The sequence below is a fragment of the Pedobacter sp. 01T416_2 genome (assembly GCF_056398925.1).
Genome location: NZ_JBFTQI010000489.1, coordinates 1 through 4,549, shown reverse-complemented (window position 1 = coordinate 4,549; position 4,549 = coordinate 1). Strand labels below are relative to the sequence as shown.

General features: G+C 39.9%; 5 protein-coding genes and 1 pseudogene. 5 read left to right on the top strand and 1 reads right to left on the bottom strand.

Annotated features, from left to right (window positions below):
• Positions 1-998: DNA polymerase III subunit (locus tag AC1DPQ_RS18665; RefSeq protein WP_477610505.1), on the bottom strand; the 998-nt coding region annotated here is incomplete at its 3' end.
• A gap of 320 nt (positions 999-1,318) precedes the next feature.
• Between AC1DPQ_RS18665 and ruvX the strand changes: the two genes are divergently transcribed.
• From ruvX to AC1DPQ_RS18640, 5 genes and pseudogenes are all read left to right on the top strand, one after another.
• A complete protein-coding gene (gene ruvX / locus AC1DPQ_RS18660; protein ID WP_477610504.1) occupies positions 1,319-1,735 on the top strand; it encodes a Holliday junction resolvase RuvX in 417 nt (138 codons plus the stop codon).
• Between the two features lie 7 nt (positions 1,736-1,742).
• A complete protein-coding gene (locus AC1DPQ_RS18655; RefSeq protein ID WP_215165355.1) occupies positions 1,743-2,381 on the top strand; it encodes an O-methyltransferase in 639 nt (212 codons plus the stop codon).
• A 78-nt stretch (positions 2,382-2,459) separates the two neighbouring features.
• On the top strand, positions 2,460-3,137 hold the full coding sequence (locus AC1DPQ_RS18650; RefSeq protein ID WP_477610503.1) for a glucosaminidase domain and LysM peptidoglycan-binding domain-containing protein: 678 nt from the start codon (positions 2,460-2,462) through the stop codon (positions 3,135-3,137).
• A gap of 83 nt (positions 3,138-3,220) precedes the next feature.
• The gene (locus AC1DPQ_RS18645; protein ID WP_477610502.1) at positions 3,221-4,063 is read left to right on the top strand and encodes a glucosaminidase domain-containing protein; all 843 of its coding nucleotides are present in this window, start codon (positions 3,221-3,223) and stop codon (positions 4,061-4,063) included.
• Between the two features lie 48 nt (positions 4,064-4,111).
• Positions 4,112-4,549, top strand: a pseudogene (locus AC1DPQ_RS18640) (hypothetical protein); the annotation flags it as partial.

The window sequence follows — 4,549 nt, the reverse complement described above, 5'->3', positions numbered from 1 at the left end:
GCCATAGGCAAGGTGAGTACGTGTGTACTGAGTTTTTTAGCCGTTTCGAAGGTTAGGGGGGGTAATTTCACCAATTCTTCAGCACCACTTAAAATTAAACAGCATTCGCGTAAATAATTTACGCCATATTTTAAAAAATTCTTCTGGTTTTCTCTTCCCCACTTCGCTGCCTCGTCGGTAAATTCGATCAGATCGGGAACTTTGTTGCCAAAACCCATCCTCAACCAAGCAGTAAATGTACCCGAACTATCACTTTGCGTATCGGCAGCCAGTGCTTTTGCCTCAATTAAATTTCCATCGGCCAAAAATGAGTAATCAATAGCCTGGTGCTCGCTTAATCCCCTCGCATTCAATAAATATCCGGTTACCTCTTCTGACGAAAGTTTTGGGATTTTCACAATTTGCGTTCTGGATAAAATGGTGGTTAAAATCTGATCCTGGCTTTGTGCAATTAAAATAAATAAAGTATTTGCGGGTGGCTCTTCAATTAATTTAAGCAGCGCATTTCCGGCTTTATCCAAATATTCGGGCAGCCACATAATTAAAACCTTGGTTTCGGCTTCGAAGGCTTTATAACTTAGTTTTTTAATAATATCGTGGCATTCGGCAATATTAATATTAGCCTGTTTATTAGCTGCATCGAGTTTAGAACGCCAGATATCCATATCGAAATAAGGGTCATGCATTAACATACCCCGCCATTCTTCCAACACATCTACAGCTGTTTTTACACTCGCAGAAGCAAAAAAAGGATAGGAGAAATGGAGATCGGGATGAATTAAACGTTCGTATTTTCTACAGCTCGAGCATTCGCCACAACTATCATTTTCGCCTTTGTTAAGGCAATTAATGTATTGTGCGTAGGCAATAGCCAGCGGTACAGCGCCAGAACCAGCAGGCGACAAAAACAGTTGCGCATGGCTAATGCGGTTTTCCTTAACCGTTTGCACCAATTGTTGCTTCACTCTTTCCTGTCCGATGATTTCTTTAAACTGCATTTGGTGCAAAATAAGAAATAGATATGAGATTCACAGCCTCGTCATTCTGAACTTGCTTCAGAATCTGTATTTTTTAGATTAAAACGACATTTTATTTTTTAGAAAAGCTGGTTCCGGTAATGCTTTTGTTCGGTTCAGCCCCTCTTTCCGCTATATCCCAAATTGAACTAATTTGGGGATGCCGCTGCAATAGGGTTTTGATTGGTTCTGAAGAAGCCTTTTTGCTAAAAAACCCATTTCCTAAAAAACCTTACCTTTGGCTTTATTTTTTTAAACGGGCTAAACGCTTTACGTCAAACACCCAACGCTTAACTATTTTTATGGCACGGATCCTCGCATTTGATTACGGAACAAAACGCATCGGTATCGCGGTAACCGATCCCTTGCAGATTATCGCGACAGGACTGGATACGGTGCATCCGAAAGATGTGATCGAATATGTTAAAAAGTATATGCTCACCGAGCAGGTGGAGGCTTTTGTATTGGGCGATCCTAAACAGATGGACGGCTCTCYGTCTGATTCGGCACAACATGTAAAGGGCTTTGCTACACTGCTAAAAAAATCATTCCCCGATATCCCAAGACATTGGGTTGATGAGCGCTTTACCTCTAAACTTGCCCATCAGGCCATTATGCAAAGTGGCCTAAAAAAAATGGACAGAAGAGATAAAGATCGGGTTGATACCATTGCCGCAACCATCATTTTACAATATTTTATGGAAAGTAACCGTTTATAACCAACAAATGAGCCTAATAAACGACGATTTACAGGATTTACTAATTGCCTATTGCGAACCTGAGAGCGAATTGCTTCAACAGATAGACCGCGAAACCAATCTTAAAGTTTTAATGCCCCGCATGTTATCTGGCCACTATCAGGGCCGGGTTTTAAGCATGCTGAGCAAAATGATTTCCCCTAAAAGAATTTTAGAAATCGGCACTTTTACCGGTTATGCTACTTTATGCCTTGCTGAAGGTTTAACCAAAGATGGCCTGTTGTATACGCTGGATATTAATGAGGAATTGGAAGATATGGTGCGCCGTAACTTTGCGCAATCTGCATTTAATGATCAGATCAACTATATCTTAGGCGATGCCACCACCACAATAGCGGGTTTAGACGAAGTTTTCGACATTGTTTTTATCGATGCCGACAAGAAAAATAATGGCACTTATTACGATATGATTTTTGATCGCGTTCGTCCAGGCGGGGTTATCATTGTGGATAATGTATTATGGAGTGGAAAAGTACTGCAGGAGAAACAGGATAAAGACACCAGAAATATTACTAGTTTTAATGATAAAATAGCTGCAGATGAACGGGTTGAGAAACTGATATTACCTGTTCGCGATGGTTTGTTTGTGATCAGGAAGAAAGCTTAACATATAGTGGTTAATCGGTTAATTGTTTTAATCGGTTAATCGTACAGTTAACCAATTAAACAATTTGTACAGTTAACCATGACTAAAAAAATCTTTACTTTTTGTCTGCTCCTTTTAACAGGGATTGTTGCAAGAGCGCAAGATACGGAAGAATATATTGCAGAGCACGTAGAATATGCACAGGGTTTAATGCACGATCATAAAATTCCAGCCAGCGTTATTTTAGCTGTTGCCATACACGAATCGGCTGCAGGAAACAGTAAAATCGCACAACACCTTAATAATCATTTTGGAGTAAAAGGCCCGAATAACAATGCCGAAATCCGTTCATCCTATCGCGATTATTTAAATGCGGATGAATCTTACAGCCATTTTGTAGAAATTATGGAAACCCGCAAGCCTTTTAATAATCTTTTCGAAAAATACGATCAATACGATTACAAAGGCTGGGCTTACGGAATCCGCCGTTGCGGTTATGCCAGCAGTAGAAGCTGGGCCAGCCAGGTAATTGGCTTAATTAAAAAATACGAACTCTACCAATATGATGAAAGGCCAGAAGGATATGAAGAGCCTGTTTATGCAGCGCCAGTTCACCACCGCAGCAAAAGCAGAAGAACAGCCAAAACTTATACCGTAAAATCTGGAGACAACCTAAGAATAATTGCAAAAAAGAAAGGCACCACCGTTAAAGCCCTGATGCAAAAAAACGGCATAAAAAAAGCGAACTTAAAACCAGGACAGAAGTTGAAGTTTTGAGTCCGGGGTCATGAACCAAAGTCGATAAAGCCATACAGTTAACCAATTCCAACAATTAACCGATTAAACAAATCATAACATCAATGCGTTCATTCAGCCATTACATCCTTATAGCAGCAACCCTCATATTTTTTAGCTCTTGCGGTACGCGGAAATTTTCTAAAAACAACAAGCAAATAGAAAAAGCAGCCAACAAAGCCAACAACAATTCGTACAAAAGTTACAATACTTTAAGTTACATTGATGAGTTTAAAGGAGTGGCAGTTGAAGAAATGAATGCAAACGGAATCCCTGCAAGTATTACATTGGCGCAGGGAATTTTAGAATCGGGCAGTGGAAATAGCGACCTGGCTAAATACGCCAACAATCATTTTGGTATTAAATGTACATTAGACTGGAAGGGAAAAAACTACTTCCGGGACGATGATCAAAAAAACGACTGTTTTAGGGTGTATAAGGATGCGCGCGAATCTTTCAGGGATCACTCTGAGTTTTTAAAGCGCAAACGTTATAGCTTCCTTTTCCAGTTGGATAAGAACGATTACAAAAGTTGGGCGCAGGGATTAAAAACAGCCGGATATGCCACCAATCCAAAATATCCAGATTTATTGATCAATACCATCGAAAAATACCAGCTTTACCAATACGATCAACCGGAAAGCGAAAAGCAAAAGATTGCCAGGGAGGATCGTGTCTTTTCAGAAATCAATCAGAATATTCCGCAGGAAAAGGCTAAATTTACACCAGTACCCCCTCCCCCTGCTGCAGCTAAACCCATTCTTGCCGATGGTACTTATACCGTTGTTAAAGGAGATACACTCTACAATATTGCAAAACGTTTTAATTTAACGGTTGATCAGTTAAAAATGCTGAACGAAATGAGTACCGACGCCATTAAACTGGGTCTGATACTTAAGGTTAAATAATGTTAAGTACAAGCATAGCCTGCCAGATATTTGTAGTTTTGTAGCTTAATGAAATTTTTTCTTCCCTTTATACTTGCTTTCGGCTTCTCTACGTTGCTTCATGCACAGAATAAACCTGTGCAGGGAATTGTTATTGATAAAGAAACAAAGCAGCGTTTGGCCAAGGTTTATATTTATAACATCCGTACAGGTGATGGTTTATACAACAATACCAAAGGTGAGTTTAGCACCTTTGCGCTGCCTGGCGACACCTTAGTTGCAGCTTTATCGGGCTATGGAGTAGATACTATTGTTTTTAAGGGACAAACTGCCGCATACTTTCAACTCAGATCGTTGGGCATAAGACTGCGCGATGTACTTATTCAACAAAAAAGATTAAGTCCGCAGCAGCAATACGAAAAAAATGTTCAGGAATATCGTTACCAAACCATGAAAGGAAGTAGTAAAGATTTATTAAACTTAGGTAACGGCGGTGTTGGTTTAGGT